Raw genomic sequence first — 17,021 nt, forward strand, 5'->3', positions numbered from 1 at the left:
CCCCTACCCCGGTCTCGCCCGAGACCTCATTTCAGTTCAGAATGCGTTCCATGTTCGGAACGATGACGAACTCTTCACGCCACTTCGCAATGAAGCAAATGAACTCCGGCTTCCAGTGCATGCCGACCCGCGGTGTTTGCTGCACGTCGGCCTGGGAGATCTCGGTGACCTCGTAGACCTTGTCGGCGGTGACGCCGACCAGGACCGGCTCGCCGTCGAGCTCGATTTCGATGACCACGATGCGCGTATCGGCAGAATCATCGAGCTGCGGCATGCCGAAGCGGATGCGCAGATCGGCGAGCGGAATGACGTTGCCGCGCACGTTGATCACGCTGGGAACGAAGGCGCGCGCACCCGCGACCTTGGTCACCGGGACGGGATCGATGATCTCGCGCACGAGGCCCGCGTCGAGCGCGAACTTCTCCTCGCCAAGGCCGATCATCACGACCTGCATCGCGTCGGCCTGACGTTCGCCAGCCAAACCACCGTTCATCACGCCGCCTCGCTGATATGCTGCTTCTCGACCTTCGACTGCGCCAGCGCGACAAGCTGCGCGACGTCGAGGATCAACGCCGCCGTGCCGTCACCCAGGATGGTCGCGCCGGAGAACATCGTGACGTCCGAATGCAGCTTGGAAAGCGACTTGATCACGGTCTGGTGGTTACCGATGATCTGGTCGGCGACGAGCCCGACATGGGTCTCGCCGGTCGAGATGATGATCGTCTTCTGGTGCCGGTCGGGCGTGCCCGATGCGGTCATGATCTCGCGCAGCCGGAGGAAGGGCACGAGGTTGCCGCGCACGTTGAGGAAATTGCGGCCGCGGGAGCGCTCGTCCTCGGCGGTCAGCTCGATACATTCCTCCACTGCGGACAGCGGAATGATGTAGCGGCCTTCGCCGACGCGGATCAGCAGGCCTTCGATGATCGCAAGCGTCAGCGGCAGGCGCAGCGTCACCGTGGTGCCCTGCCCCGGCCGGGTCGACAGGTCGATCGAGCCACGCATGTTCTCGATGGTACGCTTGACCACGTCCATGCCGACGCCGCGGCCGGACAGCGCCGAGATGGTCTGCGCGGTCGAGAAGCCGGGATGAAACAGAAATTGATGGATCTCATGATCGGTGAGCACGGCTCCGGCCGCGATCAGCCCCTGCTCTTCCGCCTTCGCACGGATGCGCGCGGTGTTGAGGCCGCCGCCATTGTCCTTCACGGTGACGAGCACCTGCGCGCCCGAATGCACGGCGGCGAGCTCGATCCGGCCTTGCTCGGTCTTGCCGTTGGCAGCGCGCGTGGCGGTGTCTTCGATGCCGTGGTCGACGGAATTGCGGATCAGATGCACCAGCGGATCTGCCAGGCACTCGATCATGGTCTTGTCGAGCTCGGTATCCTCGCCCGAGGTGACGAATTCGACAGGCTTCGACAGATCGCGCGACAGATCATGCACGAGGCGGCGGAAACGGCCGAACAGCGAACCGATCGGCACCATGCGTGCGCCCATCGTGGTATCGCGCAAGGAGGAGGCCAGGCGCTCGATCTCCTCGGCGATCATCTTGATCGAGAGGTCGGAGCCGGAGGCAGCGAGCTGGGTCAGCCGCGCCTGTGCGATGACGAGTTCGCCGACGCGGTCCATCAGCTCATCGAGGCGCTCGGCCTGAACGCGAACGGTGGCAATGCCGCGATCGTCACGCTTGGCCTCGGGCTTCGGTTCAAGCCTCGATTCGGATTTCGGCTCCGCCTTTGCGACGGGCTGCTCGGCGAAGGGCGCGGCAGCAGCCTCGACCACCGGCGCAGGCATTTCGACCACCGGGGCCGGCTCTTCGTCGAGAAGCTGGAACAGCGGCGCAGGCGCGGGCGCGTCGACATGCGCCAAGGGCGAGAGCGTCAGCTTCATTTCGTCCTGGACGAACATGAAGACGTCGTCGATCGCGTCCTTGTCGCAGACCGCGTGCAGCTTGACGTCCCACTTCAAATAGCAGTCTTCCGGCTCCATCTCATCGAGGAACGGGATGCCGTCGGTGATCGGAACGACGAAGCAGGGGCCGAGCTTGCAGAGATCTTCCAGGAGATCGAGCGGGTTCGAGCCGTTGCGCAGGATGTGCGATTCAAATTCGAGATGCAGGTGCCAGCCGGCTTGCTTGCTCTCGCTAGGAACCAGCGGCGGCGCCTCGGCGATCTCGACGACCGGAGCGCCAGGCTGGTCGAATGATACGAAGCGCTTGAGATCGTCGAGGATGGCCTCGCCGATGATGTCGTCGGTCGACTGGGGATCTTCGATCAACGCGCGGATGTAGTCCTTGGCGGCGAGCGCGACCGAGATCAGCTCCTGGGTCGGCTTGATCTCGCCCTTGCGGACGCGGTCGAAAGCGGTCTCGAATTCGTGGGTAAAGGAGGCGACCTTGTCGAAGCCGAACATGGCGCCCGAACCCTTGATGGTATGCAGGGCGCGGAAGGCGGAATCGACCAGTTCGCGATCGTCGGGACGCTGGCCGAGGTCGAGCAAGGCCCCTTCAAGAACTTCGAAGAGCTCGCTGGCTTCCTGACGAAAGACCTCGGTCGGGTCCATTGCGCTCATGCGCGCACCAGCTTGCCGACCACGGCGAGCAACTGCTCAGGCTTGAAGGGTTTGGTGATCCAGCCGGTGGCGCCGGCGCTCTTGGCTTCCTGCTTCACCGTGTCGTTGGATTCGGTCGTCAGGAACACGATGGGCATGCCGACCGCGCTCGGCAGCTTGCGCAGCGCCCGGATCAACTCCAGCCCGTTCATGACGGGCATATTCAGGTCGGTGATCACGAGGTCGAGCTTGCCGGCCTGCGCCTTGGCGAGCCCTTGCGCGCCGTCGCCGGCCTCGATCACGCTGTGACCGGCCGGCTCGAGCACAACCTTGATCATCTGCCGAATGCTGGGCGAATCGTCGACGGTCAGAATCGTGGCCATTAGGTGCCATCTTTCTTTTGCGGGAAATGCTGATCGATCATCGCCTCGCTGGCGAAGCCGGCACGGCGAAGGGTGTTGCGAAGAGACTGGGAGAAGGAGGTCAGGACCACCGGGCGGCCTTGGGCCTCGCCCGTCTTGGCGGTCGACAGCAGAAGCTGGATCGACGTCACGTCGGCCTTGTCGACGCTCGAACAGTCGATCTCGAGCCGCTCCTGGCGGCCGAACGCCTCGCGGATGAGCTCATAGACGTTGCGAATGGCCGCGATGCTGCAATCGGCGGGTAACCGCAACGACCACTTCGGCTCCGTCGGATTGAGCGCCATCGCTGCCCCGCCTTTGCTATATTCCGATACTCGTTTGACGTGAATCCAATGAGTAAACTCCTAACGCGAGCATCCGTACAACTACGGGTCACATTTCGCCGGAATTCGCGCAACTGTATGCAGGCGTGCACAGCCTACTGAGATCACATCCGCAATGCGGCGCCCGCGGCGCATTTGCTTCGCGTTAAATTCGCTCGGGTTATGGGCTTGGGTCCGTGCCTTTGCCAGCGAAGAGAGCCCCGGCTGCCGATGCTGACCCAAGCGCTCCTGGTTGACGACAGCCGCTCTGTCCTCAACTTCCTGAAACGTCACATCGAGGCTGAAGGTCTGGTCGAGGCCACCACCTTCCTTGATCCCGTGGAAGCGCTGACTTGCGCACGGGAGCGCGCCTTCGATCTCGTGCTGGTCAACTACGAGATGCCGCATATGGACGGCATCAGCTTTATCCGCACCTTCCGCAGGCTTCCTGGCTGCGCCGATATTCCGATCGCGATGATCACGTCGCGACAGACCGATGACGTCAAGATGGAAGCGCTGCAGGCCGGTGCAACCGATTTCCTGCCCAAGCAGCCGAAGAGCGTCGAGATGACGGTGCGGCTGCGGAATTTGATTCAGCTTGGTGCAGCCGTGCGCAAGCTCAGCGATCGCGCGGCGCACCTGGCGAGCGAAGTCGCAGCAGCCACACGAAAGCTCGGCGAGCGCGAGGAGGAGATCATCCTGCGGCTCGCGCTTGCGGTCGAATATCGCGACAACGACACCGGCGAGCACACGCTGCGGGTCGCCCGGTACAGCCGCATCATCGCCGAGCAGCTCGGCCTGCCGGCCCGGCTCTGCCGCGACATTTATCTGGCCGCTCCCCTGCACGACGTCGGCAAGGTCGCCATTCCCGACAATATCCTGCTCAAGCCCGGCAAGCTGACCGACCAGGAGATGGCGGTGATCCGGACCCATGCGACGATCGGCGAGAAGATTTTGGCGGACTCAACCTGCGAGCTGATCCAGCTCGGTGCGCAAATTGCCGCAGGCCATCATGAGCGCTGGGACGGCGCGGGCTATCCCAGCGGTCTCAAGGCTGACGAGATTCCAATGGCCGCACGCGTGGTCGCGGTCGCTGACGTCTTCGACGCGCTGACGACACGACGACCATATAAAGAGCCGATGCCGATCGAGGTGGCGCGCAACTATTTGGTCGAGAACAAGGGCCGGCAGTTCGATCCGGCCTGCGTCGAGGCCTTTTTGTCGCGCTGGGACGAGGTCCTCGATATCGCCGCCGGGGGACAGGCGACGCCGTTCCTCAAAGCCGAGGCTCCTCTCGCTCCAATCACAGAGTGTGCGGCCGAAGGCCGTTCGCCCGAATTTGCCGCGCCACCTGATATCGTCGTCCGGCCAACGGCTTGGCACCCCTTTGTCGCCGATGGTGGGTTTGAACCACTTCCTGCTAGAGTGCACCAATAGTCAAAGCGTGATTCTGGTCACACTTACCTGGGCGCTCCGGTGCTAAAAGTCGCACCGGGACGGGGACCAGCAAATTATCGGTCGAATTGAATGAGCATACCCATGAGAAGCCTGATCGGCGCCGTTGTCGGCGCGTTCTGTTTTGCGGCCCCCGCCTTGGCGGAGACGCCGGCCGCGATCGTCGAGGATGTGCAAGGCAAGGTCGACGGCGTCGAATTCATGGACTATGTCGCGCCCGGCAAGATCATCAAGCTCGGGCCCAAAGCGAGCATTACGCTCAGCTACCTCAAATCCTGCCTGCGCGAGACGATCAGCGAGGGCGTCGTGTTGGTCGGCGCCGAGCAAAGCACCGTGCAGCTCGGCGACGTGCAGCGCGCCAAGGTGCCCTGTGATACCAAGGCGGCGCAGCTCTCCGAGCGCGAGGCGAATCAGAGTGCCGCGACCACGTTCCGGACCATGCGGTCCGATGCCAAGGGCACTCCGTCCAAGCTGCCGACGATCTACGGCGTCGCGCCGCTGGTCCAGGCCAAGAGCGGGAGCACGCTGGTGATCGAGCGCACCGACGGCAAGGAAGCCACGATCAGCATACCGCTCAAGAACGACATCATGATCCGCGGCAAGTTTTATGATTTCGCCAAGGCCGGGAAATCGCTGACCCCGGGCGGCAGCTATCTCGCAAGCCTCGGCGCCAAGCGTTACACCTTCCTGGTCGACGCCAGTGCCACCTCGTCACCGACCCCGATCATCGGCCGCCTGCTGCGGCTCGAATAAGTGGCCTAGCGACGGGGCGATGCGGCGGATCGGGGGACGGGACATCGTTGCAGCTATCCTGATTGCGCTCCTCGCGGGCGCAATTTTCATGTCTCCGCCGCTCCAGACGCTCCAAGGCCTCTCGCTCGACATTCTCACGGCACTGCGCGGCAAGGTCATTGGCGACCGCCGCGATCCCGCCAATTCGCCGGTCGTCGTCGTGGCCATCGACGGCGAGACCTACGACACCCCGCCCTTCAAGGGATCGCCGACGCAGACCTGGACGCGCGAGATCGGCCGCGTGCTCGGGAGCATCACCGAGGGTGGCGCCAAGGTGATCGGCTTCGACGTCATCTTTCCGAGCTCGATTGAGCAGTCGGAGATTCCCTTCGGCGACACCTCGGTCGGCAGCCGCATGAAGGGCTTCGACCGGGACTACCTGATCGCATTGCGGCAGATCTCCGACAGCGGCAAATTGGTGCTCGGCGATATCCTGAGCAACGACCATCCGGAAGTCCCCTATCGCGCACAGCAAGTCGCGGTGCGCAACAGCATCCGCGCGCTCAACGTGCATACCGACGCCGATGACGTGATCCGGCGCATGCCGCTGAGCTTCTCAATCGAGGGCAAACCGGTGCCCGCAATGGCGGTCGAGCTCGCGGCGCGTGCGCTTGGTGCAAAGCCCGGGATCGCGCCGTCTGGCTCGACCGAATTGTCCGGCTATGCAATCCCGAGCGCGTTTCCGAATACCGTGACGCTCAACTTTCGAGGGCTGGGCCGCGATGTCCCGACCTTCTCCTTCGCCGATCTGCGCGCCTGCGTCGAAAAAGGCGATCGCGAATTCTTCCGCCGCGCCTTCGAGGGCAAAGTCGTGCTGCTCGGCACGGTCCTCAATTTCGAGGATCGCAAGCTCACATCGATGCGCCTGTCCGGCGGCTATGACGGCGCGCCGGCGGCGCGATGCGCCCTGCCCGCGCCGGAGCGCGCCATGCAACGCGCCCGCAGCGACATCGCCGGCGTGTTCGTGCACGCCACCGCTGTTCGCAACCTGATCGAGCGCGATGCCCTGACCGAGCTTGGCTTCCCCGCGCGGACCATTCTCACGATCGCGTTTGCGCTCGTCATCGCTTGCGCCGCCTGCATGCTTGCGCCGAGCGGAGCGCTGGTCGCCTGGTTCGCTCTCACTGCCATTTACGCTGCCGTGGCCGTCAGCGCGTTCGTTCATGCCTTGGCATTGCCGTTGACGGAGCCGGCACTCGCCGGCCTTGCCGCGCTCGCGATCATGACCGGCTACAGATTCGTGCTGGCCGATCGCGACGAGCGCTTCCTGCGCAAGAGCTTCGCCTTTTACCTCGCGCCGGAGGTCATCGAGACCATGGTCACCTCCGGCAAGATGCCGGCGCTCGGCGGCGAAATGCGCAACGTCACCATGTTCTTTTCCGACCTCAGCGGTTTCTCGTCCATTGCCGAAACCATGACACCGGGCGAGTTGGTGACGCTGATGAACGAATATCTGTCCGCCATGACCGACATCATCGAAAGCCATGGCGGTTACGTCGACAAATATATCGGCGATTCCATCGTCGCCATGTTCGGCGCGCCGGCCGACGATCCCGCACACGCTCGCAACGCGGTTCGCGCCGCACTGAAGTGCCATACGAGGCTTGTGGAGCTCAATGCCGGCAATCCCGCTTTCGCCGGGCACGGCCTGTCGCATCGCATCGGTCTCAACAGCGGCGAAGCCGTGGTCGGCAATATCGGCTCGCGCCGCCGCTTCAACTATACCGTGATGAGCGACACTGTGAACGTCGCCTCACGGCTCGAGGGCGCCAACAAATATTACGGCACCGCGATCATGGCCTCCGAAACGACGATGGTGCAGGCCGGCGATAGTTTCGCCTGGCGCGAGCTCGACGCGATCAGGGTGCAGGGCCGCGGCGAGGCCATCAAGGTGTTTGAGCCATTGGCGGACATGGGCGCGGAGAGCGCCGACCAAGCCAAGGTCGCCGCCGCATATGCGGAGGGGCTCGCCTGCTGGCGCGCGCGGGATTTCGCGAAGGCGTCCGATGCGTTCCGGCGTGTCGCAGAGATCGATCCGGCATCGGCGCGGTTTGCCGACCGCGCGCGAGCGCTCATCGCAGATCCGCCGCCGTCCGATTGGACACCCGTCCACGCGCTGGAAGGGAAGTAGCGGCCGGCAATGCGCCGCTTCACGTGCTGCGAGATCACGCCACCCTAAAACGGCAGTCCCACGTAGTTCTCCGCGAGCTGGCGCTGCGCCGTCTCGGACGAGAGTAGGTATTCCAGCTCCGTCTGCTGCAGCCGATCCTCGTATGCGAGCCGGTCGGGGAAGCGATGCAGGAGCATCGTCATCCACCAGGAGAAGCGCTGCGCCTTCCAGATCCGCGCCAGTGCCTTGGCGGAATAGCCTGCAAGGCCGGTATCATCGCCGCTCTGATAATGCGCGAGCAAGGCGTGATAGAGATAGTAGATGTCGGACGCGGCGCTGTTCAGCCCGCGCGCGCCTGTCGGCGGCACGATGTGAGCGGCATCGCCGGCGAGGAACAGCCGGCCATAGCTCATCGGTTCGGCGACGAAGCTGCGCAGAGGCGCGATGCTCTTCTCGATCGACGGTCCCGTGATCAGGTTGCCGGCGACCGCGTCCGGAAGTCGGCGCTTCAGCTCGGCCCAGAACGCATCGTCGCTCCAGTCGTCGACCTTGTCGGTCAGCGGCACCTGGATGTAGTAGCGGCTGAGCACCTGCGAGCGCAGCGAACAGAGCGCAAAGCCGCGCTCGTGCTTCACATAGATCAGCTCCGGCGACACCGGTTTCGTTCGCGACAGCACGCCCAGCCAGCCGAACGGATAAACCTTTTCATATTCCCGCAGCACGTCCTTCGGGATCGATTTGCGGCTGACGCCGTGGAAGCCGTCGGCGCCGACGACGTAGTCGCAATCGACGCGGACGGTCTCGCCGTTCGATCGATAGGTCACGTAGGGCCGATCCGACGTCAGATCATGCGGCGTCACGTCCTGCGCATCGTGCACGACCTTGCCGCCGAGACGGTCGCGCGCCTCATAGAGGTCGCGCGTCAGCTCGGTCTGGCCGTAGACCAGCACCGAATTGCCGCCGGAATGCTTGTGCAGGTCGATCTGGGACAGCACGCCGTCATGGGCGATCTCGAAGCCGGTATGGATCTCGCCCTCGCGGTCCATCCGCTCGCCGCACTGCGCCTCGCGCATCAACTTGGCGAAGCCGTGCTCGAGCACGCCGGCGCGGATGCGGGCGAGCACGTGGTCGCGGCTGTATTTCTCCAGCACGATTGTGTCGATGCCCTTCAGGTGCAGCAGCTGGGACAACAGCAGCCCGGACGGCCCGCCGCCGATGATACAGACCTGAACCTTCATTTTTGCATCCTCCCGTCGGCACTTTTTTACAGATTTGACGCCGCAGACCGATGGAGGGTTTCGCCATTGTCTTGTACTATTCGAACATGAAGCGCACAGCCCCGGCGATCCGGATCTATAATCTGTTCGGCGAGTCCGGCGACTTGCCCGACGTTGTGCATTGCGAGACCATCGCGTCCCGCTCGGTGCTGCACGACTGGACCCTGGCGGTGCACCGCCACGCCCGGCTGCACCAGGTGCTGCTGATCGAGCGCGGCGGCGGCGAGGCGACGCTCGACGGGCGGGTGGTGCCCTTGAGGCCGATGCAGATCGTCAACGTACCCGTCGGCCACGTCCACGGCTTCCGCTTCGTGCCCGATACGCAAGGATGGGTGCTGACCATCGCCGCGGAGATTCTGGACGAGGCGCTGCTCGCCGCCGAGGGATTGCGCGGTGCGCTGTCGCGCTCGGCCGTGGTGCGCGGCACACCGCAGATCCGCACCATCATGAAGCAGATCTTCGCCGAACACGCCGCGCGCGATTTCGGTCGCGCGCATGTGCTGCGCGCGTTGTCGTCCGCCATGATCGGACTGGTGGCACGCGCGCTCACGAGCGAGAACGGCGGCAACGGCGCGGTCGAATCGGGCCTGTTCCGCCGCTTCGAGGCGCTCCTGGAGCAGCATCATCTGGAACGCTGGAGCGTCGCGGACTATGCCGAGGCGCTGGCGGTGACGCCGACGCATCTCAACCGGATCACACGGGCGGCGACCGGTGACACCGCCTCGCACCTCATCCTCAACCGGCTGATCCGGGAGGCGCGGCGCAACCTCGTCTACACCAATTTGCCGGTCTCGACGATCGCCTACACGCTCGGTTTCGAGGACCCCGCCTATTTCAGCCGGGTCTACGCCGCAGCCACGGGAATATCGCCGCGCGCGTTCCGCGCGCAGCTCCATGGCGACGAAGGCTGATGCATCGGACCAAAGACCAAGGGCGCCATGGTCGAAGCCACACCGCGAACGGCGTTGGGCTCTCATCACCACTTACCTTCGTATAGAGGATCCCATCCTTTGGATGGAGCCCCTTTACCTCCGTACAATTGCGCAGGGAATGCGCTCGCCTTAACGTGGCTGCATTCGGCGCGCTGGCGCTGGTGGCATGGAACCTCCCTAACCTTGGCGCAAGGCGGCCAACCCTGTCCGGTCGTCTGCGCCGCTTTTTTAGCAAAGCCATCCGCGCCGTCATTGTTTTTCCGGCCGACGCACTGCGCCATTTCGGCCGAACCGTCCGGCTTTCGCGCGGAAGTGGGGATTTTCAACAATGTCTTCGATTGGGAAGATCGCGCTCTTTATCGATGGCTCCAATCTCTATGCCACCTCCAAGGCGCTGGGTTTCGACATCGATTACAGGCGTCTGCTCGGTGAATTCCAGAGCCGAGGTACGCTGTTGCGGGCCTTCTACTACACGACCGTCATCGAGGATCAGGAGTATTCGTCAATCCGTCCCTTGATCGACTGGCTCGACTATAACGGATATACCGTCGTCACTAAGCTCACCAAGGAGTTCATCGACGCCGGTACCGGTCGCCGCAAGGTGAAGGGCCGCATGGATGTCGACCTCGCCGTAAGCGCGATGGAACTCGCCGAGCATGTGGATCAGATCGTGTTGTTCTCGGGCGATGGGGATTTTCGTTCGCTGGTGGAGTCCCTGCAGCGCCGCGGTGTCCGCGTGACGGTCGTCTCCACACTCTCTACTCAGCCCCCCATGGTTGCCGACGACCTGCGCCGACAGGCGGACGTCTTCATCGATTTGGCAGACCTGAAACAAAAAGTGGGGCGCGACCCGACCGAACGACCGGGATCGCGCGAGATGCGTCAGACATCGCAATTCCTCGCACGCGGAGCCATCAATCGCGGCGACCCGGTGGAGTGATCCCGGGACGGCCGGCTCCTCATACGTCGAAAAATACCGTCTCCTCCGGCCCCTGCAAATTGATCGTAAAGGAATACACGACCTTGCCGGCACGCTCGCCGCGCTTTGCGATCAGGGTCGAGCGCCGGGACGGCTGTTCGATCAGGTTGAGCACGGGGTCGGCGGCGTTGGCGGCCTCTTCATCCGAGAAATAAAGCCGCGTGTTGAGGCCGATGTTGATGCCGCGCGCGACGATCCAGACATTGACGTGCGGCGCGCATGTCCGTCCCGCTTTGTCGATGATCGCACCGGGCTTGATGGTCTCGAAGGTCACGAGACCGCTCTCGAAGTGGGAGCCGGCGCGGCCCCAGCCGCGAAACTCCTGCTCCAGCGCACCGGCCGAGCGATCGGCCGGATGATTGTAGCGGCCGCTCGCATTGGCCTGCCAGATTTCCAGCAGCACGTCGCGCAGCGGCGTGCCGCTGCCGTCGAGCACCTTGCCTTCCAGCGTGATGCGCTCGCCCTGCGTGTTCGGCGTCACCAGCACGTTGGAAAAATTCTTCTCGAAGATGTCGAATCCCGCCATCGCGGGGATCAGGCCGATATGGACGTAGGGACCGGCGGTCTGCGACGCCGTTTCCTTGAGATAGTTGAGCGGCTGCGGCATTTGCTCAGTTCCCCGCGGTGCGATTTTCAAAGTAGGTGGAGCGCTGGCCGCGCAGGACGATGTCGAAGCGGTAGGCAAGCGAGTCGAACGGCGTCGAGGCGTTAAGGTCGAGCGGTGCGACCAGGCGGTCGAGCGCGTCCTTGTCGGGAATCGTCGTCAGGATCGGGCAAACCGGGATCAGAGGATCGCCCTCGAAATACATCTGCGTGATCAGCCGCTGCGCAAAGCCCGAACCGAACACCGAGAAATGGATGTGGGCGGGCCGCCAGCTGTTGACGTAGTTGCGCCAGGGATAGGGCCCCGGCTTCACGGTGCGGAAATAGTAATAGCCGGTGTCGTCCGTCAGCGCGCGGCCACAGCCGCCGAAATTCGGATCGATCGGCGCCAGATACGTGTCCTTCTTGTGCCGGTAGCGGCCACCGGCATTGGCCTGCCAGAACTCGACCAGCGTGTTCGGCACGCCGCGACCGGTTTCGTCCAGCACGCGGCCGTGGACGATGATGCGCTCGCCGACGGGATCGCCGTCCTTGGCGTAGTTGCGGATCAGATCGTTGTCGAGCGAGCCGAGATCGTTATGGCCGAACACCGGCCCTGTGATCTCCGAAACCGAGTTCTCCAGCGACAGCAACGCTTGGCGCGGCGAGCGCAGCACCGAGGATTTGTAGCCCGGCGCATGCGCGGGCGGATGGATGGAGCGGTCGCGCTGGAAGAAGCCGCCATCGCCGAGCGGAGGCGTAAAAGGCTCGGGACTGTTGAGGCGGGGATCCCGCAAGGCTGACGCCTGGGCATTCATCGTGTCTCTCCCTGGGGCGCCCGGGTCCGGACGCGCGGCTTATCGGGAGATCATGGCGCGGTCTATTCCCCGGATAAATAGATCGATTATAATATATTGCATGAAAGAAATCGATCATTTGGCCCTCGACGGCCACGCGCTCGAACTGTTCCTTGCCGTGCTGGAGGAGGGATCGGTCACCGCGGCGGCAACAAGGCTCGGGCTGACGCAATCGGCGGTCAGTCACGGGCTGAACAAGCTGCGGCGGATCGCAGGCGATCCGCTATTCGCGAAATCCGGCCGCGGCATCGTCGCCACCGCGCATGCGCAGGCCCTCGCCGCGAAGGCACGGGCGCTGATCGACGAGATGCGGAGCTTTGCCGGCGGCGTCACGTTCGAGCCGGCTCGTGCGCAGCTTTCGCTGACGATCGCCGCCAACGACTTCCAGCGCGACCTGCTGCTGCCGCGGTTCTTCGATCACGTCGCCGCGCAAGTGAAGGGCCTGAATTTGCGCGTGATCCCCTCGCAGTCGCCCTCGCCTGCGATGCTGCGCGAAAACCGCTGTGATCTCCTGATCACGCCGCTGCCGCCATCCGGTGTCGATATCGTGCAGAAACGCCTTTTGAGCGATCATTACGTCTGTTACTTCGATCCCAAGATGCGCAGCGCGCCGACCGGCCGCGGTGCCTATCTCGCGGCGCGACACATCACTGTCGTCTACACCGACAATGAGCGGCTCGACTTCGACCGCCGGCTGGCGGCCAACGGTCTTCACCGCGACATCGCGATCTCGGTGCCGAGCTTTTCCGGGGTGCCGTCCTTCCTTCGCGGCTCGCAGATGCTGGCGAGCATGCCGAGCCTGCTGGCGTCTGGGGTCATGCGCGGTTTCGCGCAAACGCGGATTCCGCTGGCGTCCCGCACGCGGACGCTGGCCGAGCTGCCGATGTTCATGGTCTGGCACCAGCGCTATCAGAAAGACCCGGCCCATCGTTGGGTCAGGAGCCAGCTCGAGAGTGTCGCGGCGACGGCGGCGGGCGGCTGAACAGGACTCCACCGAATTGTACGGCCGCCGCGTCACGCCCGCGGACAGCTTGACACGTTGCAATCATCGCTGCCGCCTCAAGATACCTCCGGGACCGCGGCCCCGCGGGCGCGGGGCCGGTGACCTGCCCCTCGCCAAACCCACTGGTTGCGCAAAGGGAGCCACGCTAAAATCCCCCCATGACAGTGACCGACATTGCGAGCCGAACCTACAATCACAGCTGGCGGCTGGATCCCATCATCCGCAGCCTGCTTGATACCGATTTCTACAAGCTATTGATGTTGCAGATGATTCGGGAGGCCTACCCGAAGCAACAGGTGACCTTCTCGGTCATCAACCGCTCGCGCCACGTCCGGCTCGCCGAGATCATCGACGAGGGCGAGTTGCGCGCCCAGCTCGACCACGCCCGCACCATCCGCTTCACCAAGAAAGAGCTGATCTGGCTTGCCGGTAACACCTTCTACGGCAAGACCCACATGTTCTCGGCGGACTTCATCCGCTGGCTGGCTGAATTCCGCCTTCCCGAGTATGAGCTGCGCAAGGTCGAGGGCCAGTACGAACTGCATTTCCACGGGCCGTGGACCCACACCACGATGTGGGAGATTCCGGCGCTCGCAATCCTCAACGAGCTGCGCTCCCGTGCGGCGATCAAGGGCCGCGGCCGCTTCGAGCTCGACGTGCTCTATGCGCGCGCCAAGGCCAAGCTCTGGACCAAGGTGGAGCGTCTTCGCGAGCTGGAGAACCTGCGCCTGTCCGACTTCGGCACCCGCCGCCGTCACGGCTTCCTCTGGCAGCGCTGGTGCGTGGAGGCGGTGAAGGAAGGCCTGGGCTCGTCCTTCATCGGCACCTCCAACGTGCTGCTCGCGATGGACAACGATCTCGAGGCCATCGGCACCAATGCGCATGAGCTGCCGATGGTCGCGGCCGCGCTCGCCAAGGACGACGAGGAATTGCGCTGGGCGCCCTATCGCATTCTCGACCAGTGGCGCCAGACCTATGGCGGCAACCTCCTGATTGCATTACCCGATGCCTTCGGCACCAAGGCCTTCCTGCGCGATGCGCCGGAATGGGTCGCCGACTGGACCGGCTTCCGTCCCGACAGCGCGCCGCCGATCCAGGCCGGCGAGGAGATCGTCGCCTGGTGGCAGAAGAAGGGCCGCAACCCCAGGGACAAGCTGCTCGTCTTTTCCGACGCGATGGATGTCGGCTCGATCGAGGAGACCTATCATCACTTTGCCGGCCGGGTGCGGCTCTCCTTCGGCTGGGGCACCAACCTCACCAATGATTTCGTCGGCTGCACGCCGGATGGCTCGTTCAATCTCGATCCGATCTCGCTGGTCTGCAAGGTGTCGTCGGTCGACGGCCGTCCCGCCGTCAAGCTCTCCGACAATCCGGAGAAGGCGACCGGCATGCCCTCGGAGATCGAGCGTTACCTGCGCGTGTTCGGCGACGCTGGCCGCGTGCGCAAGCCGGTGCTGGTCTAGCCGCGGACCCAACTCTCTTCCTCAAGTAAACCGCGCACGACAAACCCGAAGCATGGGTTCGCCGATGCCACACCAGTTCCGATTCAGCGGCATTTGAAGCGATCTGCGAATATTCACGTCACAGTGCCTTCACCCTGCGACGCAGTCCTGCGCGCTTTTCAGAGCGAGTTAAGCAACCATCTCCTCTACTTCGCGTTGCAGGCGCAGCGCTTCCGCTGGGGTCGTTGCGCGATTTGGGGAACGCAGGGTGTTTCGCAGAACAGCGACGTCGATGAAGGAACACAGCTTCCTTCACGTCATCAAGCTCGTCTCGCCTTTCGTGATGGTCGTCGTGCTCCAGGCGGCAATCGCGGGATTCAGTCTCGAGGTGATGTCGTCGGTTCGCGCCTATGTCGCGGGCGAAGCGATGTGGTCCCGCTCGCAGAAGAATGCCGTCTATTTCCTCAATCTCTATCTGCATTCGGGCGACGCCAGCCAGTTCACGCAATACCAGGCCTCGCTCGCCGTTCCCATCGGCGACGAGTTCGCGCGCTGGGCGATGGAGCGAGATCCGGTCGACGTCGAGGCCGCGCGCATCGGCTTCCTGCAAGGCGGCAATCATCCAGACGACGTTCCTGGATTGATCTGGCTGTTTCGCTATTTCAACCGCGTCAGCTTCCTCCAGGAAGCGATCCGCGAGTGGACCGCTACCGACCCCATGCTGCTCGAGCTGAGCGTGTTCGGTGAAGTCATCCGGTCCGAGCTGGAGAACGGCCCTGTTCGAGATATAAATCGCCTGCAAATCCTGTCGTCGCGGCTCTCCGAGCTCAACACCCAGTTCACGGTGCATGCCAAGCGGTTCTCCACCGTCCTCGGCGAAGGCTCCCGCGCCATCAAGCTGACGCTGACCTGCATCAACATCGTCACCGCCGTCACGCTGATCCTGCTCCTGATCTGGCACACCAGGCGATTGGTCCTGCAACGACAGGCGTTCGAGGACGCCCTGCATGGCGAGAAGGAACGCCTGGCCTGGCAGGCATCGCACGACTGGCTGACCGGCCTGTCCAACCGCCGCGCCTTCGAGGCACGTCTGCAAGGCGAGCTGGACAATGCTGCGACGGGTCCGCTGGGCCTGGTCCTGCTCGACCTCGACCAATTCAAGAACGTCAACGACACCTGCGGACACCTTGCCGGTGACCGCCTGCTCTGCCAGGTCTCCCGTCTCCTGCAACAGGATCGGCGTCCGCGTGACCTCGTGGCCCGGCTCGGCGGCGACGAATTCGGGCTGATCCTGCCGCAATGCTCGCCCGCGACTGCAGTCGATATCGCCGAACGGCTGCGGCGATCGCTGGAGCTGCTCAACTTCGCCTGGGACGATCGCTGCTTTGCGGTGACCGCCAGCATCGGTGTCGCCTGCATCGCCGACGGCAAAACCACGCTTGAGGACGCGATGCGGCGCGCCGATGCCGCCTGCTATCGCGCCAAGGAAAAGGGTCGCAACCGCGTTCAGGTCGACGGCGGCAGACTGGACGTCATCGCCGTCGCCGCCCGGCCCCGCGAAGCCGTCGCAGCGCGAGGCTGATAGCCGACGAGCCGCGTAAACGGCCCGGTTGTGGTGCCCTGGTCACATTAGCTCCGAAAACGTTGCGTCTTTCGCATTTCGACACTTCGCTTTGCGCGCTGGTCCAAGAAGGCCAAGGCCTCAATCACTAAGCATGGCAACTGCCCACCGTTGCGGCCGGATTCCGTCCGCATCGTCGAAGGAGTTTGCAGTGCCTTGGAATAGTTGGATGACCTCGCCGGATATTCGTCGTGCAAAGACGCGCCGACGACATGTGCTCTTGAGCACCGCGATCAGCGCTCTTGCTGCAGGTACCGCGCTGCCGTGGTTCACCACTCCCGCGGCGGCGGCCTGTGTCGTTACCGGAGCTGGTTCGCAAACGTCACTCCATTCGGGCGATTCAATCACCTGCACCGGGGCAGGCAACACACAAGTCAAGACGGCGCCAGTGGTCAGCGGTGTGACCGTCAATATCGGCGATGGCACCGCAACTTCCGTGAACGATCCCACCTTTGCGAGCGTCGCCTTCGAAGCGGCATCCAATGGCGCGATCAACGTTTCCGGCAACGCGTCGATCGCGTCCGCCAACAGCGACGGCATTGCATTGGTCAGCGGCAGCAACAACAACTCCATCACGATCGACGCCGGTGCTGTGGTCGGATCATCGGCCATCGGCACGACAGGGGTCGTCCTGTCCAATTCAAGCAACAACATTGTCGTCATCGGAGGTACCGTTGGAAGCCTCGCGCCCATAACCAGT

At 63.7% G+C, this 17,021-nt stretch carries 16 protein-coding genes; 8 read left to right on the forward strand and 8 right to left on the reverse strand.

Annotated features, from left to right (window positions below; genetic code table 11):
• Nucleotides 1–31: 31 nt before the first annotated feature.
• From IVB26_RS31425 to IVB26_RS31440, 4 genes are read right to left on the reverse strand one after another with little or no spacing between them, the layout of a single operon-like run.
• Nucleotides 32–493: a chemotaxis protein CheW gene (locus IVB26_RS31425; RefSeq protein WP_247968904.1), complete on the reverse strand. Its 462-nt coding sequence runs from the start codon at nucleotides 491–493 to the stop codon at nucleotides 32–34.
• Complete coding sequence (locus IVB26_RS31430; protein WP_247968905.1) at nucleotides 493–2,568, reverse strand: chemotaxis protein CheA; 2,076 nt, start codon at nucleotides 2,566–2,568, stop codon at nucleotides 493–495. The genes IVB26_RS31425 and IVB26_RS31430 overlap by 1 nt, the downstream gene beginning before the upstream one ends.
• Nucleotides 2,565–2,930, reverse strand: coding sequence for a response regulator (locus IVB26_RS31435; RefSeq protein WP_018317043.1), 366 nt, complete (start codon nucleotides 2,928–2,930; stop codon nucleotides 2,565–2,567). The genes IVB26_RS31430 and IVB26_RS31435 overlap by 4 nt, the downstream gene beginning before the upstream one ends.
• The gene (locus IVB26_RS31440) at nucleotides 2,930–3,253 is read right to left on the reverse strand and encodes an STAS domain-containing protein (RefSeq protein ID WP_028178231.1); all 324 of its coding nucleotides are present in this window, start codon (nucleotides 3,251–3,253) and stop codon (nucleotides 2,930–2,932) included. Before IVB26_RS31440 ends, IVB26_RS31435 begins: the two co-directional genes overlap by 1 nt.
• Nucleotides 3,254–3,502: 249 nt before the next feature.
• Here IVB26_RS31440 and IVB26_RS31445 point away from each other — a divergent pair, with 249 nt between their 5' ends.
• The 3 genes from IVB26_RS31445 to IVB26_RS31455 all read left to right on the forward strand — a co-directional run bounded on the left by IVB26_RS31445 (nucleotide 3,503) and on the right by IVB26_RS31455 (nucleotide 7,649).
• A complete protein-coding gene (locus IVB26_RS31445; protein WP_247968906.1) occupies nucleotides 3,503–4,708 on the forward strand; it encodes an HD domain-containing phosphohydrolase in 1,206 nt (401 codons plus the stop codon).
• Nucleotides 4,709–4,810: 102 nt separating this feature from the next.
• Entirely contained in the window at nucleotides 4,811–5,479 is a 669-nt protein-coding gene (locus IVB26_RS31450) for a hypothetical protein (RefSeq protein WP_247968907.1), read from the forward strand.
• Nucleotides 5,480–5,498: 19 nt separating this feature from the next.
• Nucleotides 5,499–7,649, forward strand: a complete 2,151-nt coding sequence (locus IVB26_RS31455) for an adenylate/guanylate cyclase domain-containing protein (protein ID WP_247968908.1) — start codon at nucleotides 5,499–5,501, stop codon at nucleotides 7,647–7,649.
• A gap of 44 nt (nucleotides 7,650–7,693) precedes the next feature.
• Here IVB26_RS31455 and pobA read toward each other — a convergent pair whose 3' ends face one another.
• On the reverse strand, nucleotides 7,694–8,866 hold the full coding sequence (gene pobA / locus IVB26_RS31460) for a 4-hydroxybenzoate 3-monooxygenase (protein WP_247968909.1): 1,173 nt from the start codon (nucleotides 8,864–8,866) through the stop codon (nucleotides 7,694–7,696).
• A 50-nt stretch (nucleotides 8,867–8,916) separates the two neighbouring features.
• Between pobA and IVB26_RS31465 the strand changes: the two genes are divergently transcribed.
• Nucleotides 8,917–9,816 (forward strand): helix-turn-helix domain-containing protein, encoded by a 900-nt coding sequence (locus tag IVB26_RS31465; RefSeq protein ID WP_247968910.1) that lies wholly within the window; start codon nucleotides 8,917–8,919, stop codon nucleotides 9,814–9,816.
• A 349-nt stretch (nucleotides 9,817–10,165) separates the two neighbouring features.
• Nucleotides 10,166–10,777, forward strand: coding sequence for a LabA-like NYN domain-containing protein (locus IVB26_RS31470; RefSeq protein WP_247968911.1), 612 nt, complete (start codon nucleotides 10,166–10,168; stop codon nucleotides 10,775–10,777).
• A gap of 19 nt (nucleotides 10,778–10,796) precedes the next feature.
• On the opposite strand, the gene pcaG is transcribed toward IVB26_RS31470, so the two are convergent.
• Together pcaG and pcaH are read right to left on the reverse strand one after the other, a co-directional pair.
• Nucleotides 10,797–11,423 carry a protocatechuate 3,4-dioxygenase subunit alpha gene (gene pcaG / locus IVB26_RS31475; protein WP_247968912.1) on the reverse strand — a complete coding sequence of 209 codons (627 nt, stop codon included), beginning with the start codon at nucleotides 11,421–11,423 and terminating at the stop codon, nucleotides 10,797–10,799.
• 4 nt (nucleotides 11,424–11,427) lie between these two features.
• Nucleotides 11,428–12,216: a protocatechuate 3,4-dioxygenase subunit beta gene (gene pcaH / locus IVB26_RS31480; protein WP_247968913.1), complete on the reverse strand. Its 789-nt coding sequence runs from the start codon at nucleotides 12,214–12,216 to the stop codon at nucleotides 11,428–11,430.
• Between the two features lie 100 nt (nucleotides 12,217–12,316).
• Between pcaH and IVB26_RS31485 the strand changes: the two genes are divergently transcribed.
• From IVB26_RS31485 to IVB26_RS31495, 3 genes are all read left to right on the forward strand, one after another.
• Complete coding sequence (locus IVB26_RS31485) at nucleotides 12,317–13,237, forward strand: LysR family transcriptional regulator (RefSeq protein WP_247968914.1); 921 nt, start codon at nucleotides 12,317–12,319, stop codon at nucleotides 13,235–13,237.
• 179 nt (nucleotides 13,238–13,416) lie between these two features.
• A complete protein-coding gene (gene pncB / locus IVB26_RS31490) occupies nucleotides 13,417–14,721 on the forward strand; it encodes a nicotinate phosphoribosyltransferase (RefSeq protein WP_247968915.1) in 1,305 nt (434 codons plus the stop codon).
• Nucleotides 14,722–14,968: 247 nt separating this feature from the next.
• Nucleotides 14,969–16,282, forward strand: a complete 1,314-nt coding sequence (locus IVB26_RS31495; RefSeq protein WP_247968916.1) for a GGDEF domain-containing protein — start codon at nucleotides 14,969–14,971, stop codon at nucleotides 16,280–16,282.
• Between the two features lie 120 nt (nucleotides 16,283–16,402).
• Here IVB26_RS31495 and IVB26_RS31500 read toward each other — a convergent pair whose 3' ends face one another.
• Entirely contained in the window at nucleotides 16,403–16,984 is a 582-nt protein-coding gene (locus tag IVB26_RS31500; protein ID WP_247968917.1) for a hypothetical protein, read from the reverse strand.
• Between the last annotated feature and the right edge of the window lie 37 nt (nucleotides 16,985–17,021).

The organism is Bradyrhizobium sp. 195, assembly GCF_023101665.1.
Lineage (GTDB): Bacteria > Pseudomonadota > Alphaproteobacteria > Rhizobiales > Xanthobacteraceae > Bradyrhizobium.

What these genes read in the sequence shown, in the direction of transcription:
- IVB26_RS31500 (WP_247968917.1), bottom strand. Translation starts at nt 16,984, where the DNA reads ATGACGACAATGTTGTTGCTTGAATTGGACAGGACGACCCCTGTCGTG.
- IVB26_RS31465 (WP_247968910.1), top strand. Translation starts at nt 8,917, where the DNA reads ATGGAGGGTTTCGCCATTGTCTTGTACTATTCGAACATGAAGCGCACA.
- IVB26_RS31455 (WP_247968908.1), top strand. Translation starts at nt 5,499, where the DNA reads ATGCGGCGGATCGGGGGACGGGACATCGTTGCAGCTATCCTGATTGCG.
- IVB26_RS31445 (WP_247968906.1), top strand. Translation starts at nt 3,503, where the DNA reads ATGCTGACCCAAGCGCTCCTGGTTGACGACAGCCGCTCTGTCCTCAAC.
- pcaG (WP_247968912.1), bottom strand. Translation starts at nt 11,423, where the DNA reads ATGCCGCAGCCGCTCAACTATCTCAAGGAAACGGCGTCGCAGACCGCC.
- pobA (WP_247968909.1), bottom strand. Translation starts at nt 8,866, where the DNA reads ATGAAGGTTCAGGTCTGTATCATCGGCGGCGGGCCGTCCGGGCTGCTG.
- IVB26_RS31470 (WP_247968911.1), top strand. Translation starts at nt 10,166, where the DNA reads ATGTCTTCGATTGGGAAGATCGCGCTCTTTATCGATGGCTCCAATCTC.
- pcaH (WP_247968913.1), bottom strand. Translation starts at nt 12,216, where the DNA reads ATGAATGCCCAGGCGTCAGCCTTGCGGGATCCCCGCCTCAACAGTCCC.
- IVB26_RS31440 (WP_028178231.1), bottom strand. Translation starts at nt 3,253, where the DNA reads ATGGCGCTCAATCCGACGGAGCCGAAGTGGTCGTTGCGGTTACCCGCC.
- IVB26_RS31425 (WP_247968904.1), bottom strand. Translation starts at nt 493, where the DNA reads ATGAACGGTGGTTTGGCTGGCGAACGTCAGGCCGACGCGATGCAGGTC.
- IVB26_RS31485 (WP_247968914.1), top strand. Translation starts at nt 12,317, where the DNA reads ATGAAAGAAATCGATCATTTGGCCCTCGACGGCCACGCGCTCGAACTG.
- IVB26_RS31435 (WP_018317043.1), bottom strand. Translation starts at nt 2,930, where the DNA reads ATGGCCACGATTCTGACCGTCGACGATTCGCCCAGCATTCGGCAGATG.
- IVB26_RS31450 (WP_247968907.1), top strand. Translation starts at nt 4,811, where the DNA reads ATGAGAAGCCTGATCGGCGCCGTTGTCGGCGCGTTCTGTTTTGCGGCC.
- IVB26_RS31430 (WP_247968905.1), bottom strand. Translation starts at nt 2,568, where the DNA reads ATGAGCGCAATGGACCCGACCGAGGTCTTTCGTCAGGAAGCCAGCGAG.
- pncB (WP_247968915.1), top strand. Translation starts at nt 13,417, where the DNA reads ATGACAGTGACCGACATTGCGAGCCGAACCTACAATCACAGCTGGCGG.